Annotated in this window: 5 protein-coding genes; 3 read left to right on the forward strand and 2 right to left on the reverse strand. The window is 63.9% G+C overall.

Features of this window, described 5'->3' with window-relative positions; translation table 11 throughout:
- Both KDH09_05600 and KDH09_05605 read left to right on the forward strand, forming a co-directional pair.
- Nucleotides 1–198 (forward strand): hypothetical protein (locus tag KDH09_05600; protein MCB0219151.1); only part of this gene is annotated, 198 nt, incomplete at its 5' end.
- Between the two features lie 144 nt (nucleotides 199–342).
- The gene (locus KDH09_05605; protein MCB0219152.1) at nucleotides 343–1,335 is read left to right on the forward strand and encodes an NAD(P)-dependent oxidoreductase; all 993 of its coding nucleotides are present in this window, start codon (nucleotides 343–345) and stop codon (nucleotides 1,333–1,335) included.
- On the opposite strand, the gene KDH09_05610 is transcribed toward KDH09_05605, so the two are convergent.
- Both KDH09_05610 and KDH09_05615 read right to left on the reverse strand, forming a co-directional pair.
- A complete protein-coding gene (locus KDH09_05610; protein MCB0219153.1) occupies nucleotides 1,319–1,918 on the reverse strand; it encodes a uracil-DNA glycosylase family protein in 600 nt (199 codons plus the stop codon). The two genes, KDH09_05605 and KDH09_05610, sit on opposite strands and share 17 nt — an antisense overlap.
- 54 nt (nucleotides 1,919–1,972) lie before the next feature.
- Complete coding sequence (locus KDH09_05615) at nucleotides 1,973–2,764, reverse strand: SDR family oxidoreductase (protein MCB0219154.1); 792 nt, start codon at nucleotides 2,762–2,764, stop codon at nucleotides 1,973–1,975.
- A gap of 91 nt (nucleotides 2,765–2,855) precedes the next feature.
- Between KDH09_05615 and KDH09_05620 the strand changes: the two genes are divergently transcribed.
- Nucleotides 2,856–3,025, forward strand: a 170-nt coding sequence (locus KDH09_05620; protein ID MCB0219155.1) for a thiol methyltransferase, incomplete at its 3' end; no start/stop codon positions are given.

Consider the following 3,025-nt stretch of genomic DNA (forward strand, 5'->3'; position numbering starts at 1 on the left):
GACGCCCACGTCTACGGCAAGCTCGAACAGGACCCGGCCTGCATCAACATCCTCGACTGCCCGGTTCCCGGCAGCGCGGATCCGCGCTCACGCTACGTGGTGCGCGGCATCAACATCACCCCCTACAACGAAGTGAAAAACGGCATCTACGACACCACCATGGAAGGCCTCTGGAAGAACTTCATGGGCGAGAAGTGAGCCGGCGAATCGTGGCGTCAGCGCCTGAAAATCTCTCATCGTTCACGAACACGTGCACGTGCACGAAAAAATTCGCGCACACTTGCCAAAACGCCGTCTTCCGTGTTTGCTCCATCCCTGACTGACAGGTAGCGAGGAGCCACCATGGATCTCTCCGACAAGACCATTGCCATCACGGGAATTGGCGGTTTCATCGGCCTGCGCATGGCCGAGCGCGCGATCGAGCGCGGCATGAGCGTGAAGGGCCTCGACCTCTCGCCCGAGGCGGCGCGGCGCGCCCGCGCGCTGGGCGCCGATGTGATCGTCGGCAGCGTCAACGATGGAAAGCGCGTCGCCCGGATGTGCGCCGATGCCGACGTCGTCTTTCACACCGCCGCCGTGGTCGAGGAAGGCGGCTCGATGGAGCTCTTCCGCAAGGTCAACGTCGAAGGCACGCGCACCGTCGCGGCCGCCGCGCTCGAAGCCGATGCGATGCGCTTCGTGCACCTGTCATCGGTCATGGTCTACGGCTTCAAGTTCCCGCCCTACGTGACCGAGGAAGGCCCGCTTCGCGGGGAGAACAATCCCTACTGCCAGACAAAGATCGAGAGCGAAGCGGCCGCGATGGAATATCACAAGCCCGGCCACATGGAAGTCATCATCATTCGCCCGGGCGACGTCTACGGCCCGGGCTCGGCGCCCTGGGTGTTGCGTCCGCTCCAGATGATGAAGGCCGGTCAGTTCGCCCTCTTCGACGGCGGACGCGGCACCATGAATCACGTCTACGTGGACAACCTGCTCGACGGGATTTTCCTGGCCCTTGAAAAGGACGCCACCGGCGAGCCCTTCAACCTCACCGACGGCTGCGATACTTCGTGGGCTGAATACTTCGGGTATCTCTCACGCATGGCCGGCCGTAAGAAGCTGCGTTCGATTCCCTCGAAGATTGCGCGCCCGGCCTTCGAGATGATCGAGAAAGTTTTCGGTGCGCTCGGGAAGAAAGCCCCCGGCAGCGCCGAGGCCATCAAGTTCCTCCAGCGCCCCTACCCCTACTCCATCGCAAAAGCGCGCAAGGTGCTCGGTTACGAACCAAAAGTCTCTCTCAAGGAAGGCATGCAGCGCACCGAGGCGTGGCTCTATCTCAACGGCTATCTCTGAGCGCCTTCTTCACCGCGCGTTGCAGCGCGGGCACGAGCGCCTCTTCAAACCAGGGATTCTTTCGAAGCCAGATATTATTGCGCGGCGAGGGATGCGGCAGCACAAAGTATTCGGGCGCGTAGTTCTTCCAATTCTGCACCGTCTGCGTAAGTGTTTTCTCCGCCCGCTCTTCCAGAAAATACCCCTGCGCGTACTGGCCGATCAGCAGCGTGAGCCGCCTGCCGCCAAGATGGGAGAGCACGGAGTCCATCCACAGCTCCGCGCACTCGGGGCGCGGCGGCAGGTCGCCGGACTTTCCCTTGCCCGGATAGCAAAAGCCCATGGGCACGATGGCGAAGTTGTCCGGCTCGTAGAACTGCCCGGAGGAAACCCCCAGCCACGCGCGCAGCCGCTCGCCGCTGGCGTCGTCCCAGGGAACGCCCGAGGCGTGTACTTTCGTCCCCGGCGCCTGCCCGACAAGCAGCACGCGCGAAGAAGCCGAAAAATTCAGCACCGGATTCACGCCGTGGGGCAGGTGCGCCTCGCAGGCCGTGCAGGCCCGGATCTCGGAAAGCAGTTTGTCGCTCGCGCGCTTCGAAGCCATGGGGATCTCCTTTGCCTCTCGATGCAGCACGCGCGTCTTCTGTCGCAGCTTTCTCTACATGAGACCCCGAAACGCGCCGCCGTCGCACTGGATGGTCGTGCCGGTGATGAAGGCCGCGCGATTCGAAGCGAGAAAAGCGATGAGCCCGGCGAGTTCCTCGGGCTTGCCGAGCCTTCCCATCGGGATCTCTTCTTTGGCTTTTTCGATTTCCTGCTCGGGCGTCGTGCCGTTGAGGCCCGCGCGGCCCCTGGCCAGTTCCTCGGTGCGCTCGGTATAGATCGTTCCCGGACAGACATTGTTGATCGTGACGCCGGCGCCTGCGACCTCGGTCGCCAGCGTGCGGGCCCAGCCCACCACCGCCGTGCGCGAGCAGTTCGAGAGCATGAGGCCCTGCAGGGGCTGCTTGACCGAGATGCTCGTGATGTTGACGATACGCCCCCACCCGCGCTGCTTCATGCCGGGCACGACTTCCTTGGCAAGGCGCACCGCAGAGAGGAAATTGTTGTTGAGCGCCGACTCGTATTGCTCGACGCTCAGGCTGTCGAACTTCCCGACCGGCGGGCCGCCGGTGTTGTGCACGAGAATGTCCACGGGCCCGAGCTGCGCGCTCACCGCTGCGACGAGTTTTGCGGGCGACTCGGGGTCATTCAGATCCAGCGCGAAGCCGGCGGCGGCGCTCCCGGTTTCCTCGGCAATGCGCGCGGCGGCGGCCTTGATCTTTTCCGCGTCCCGGCTGCAAAGAGCGACCTTGCAGCCCTCGCGCGCCAGTTCGAGCGCAGCCGCGTATCCGAGGCCGCGACTTGCGCCGCCCACCAGTGCCACTTTTCCCTGAAGTCCCAGGTCCATGATTGCCCCTCCGTTTCAGGCTAGAGTGACAAGCCTAGCCGCCCGCTCCATCCCGGCAAACGAGGGCGCGCATGTACAAAGGAGAAACATCATGCCCGAAGCGGATTTCTGGCAGAACTTCTACAGCGACGGCGAACTGCCCTGGGACCTCGGAGAGGCCCTGCTTCCCCTGCGCGAGCTCTTCGAGCAGGACGCGCCAAAGCCGCCGCGCACCGTGCTGGTCCCCGGCTGCGGCAAGGGTCACGACGCGATCTATCTGGC

It is taken from the genome of Chrysiogenia bacterium (assembly GCA_020434085.1).
GTDB lineage: Bacteria > JAGRBM01 > JAGRBM01 > JAGRBM01 > JAGRBM01 > JAGRBM01.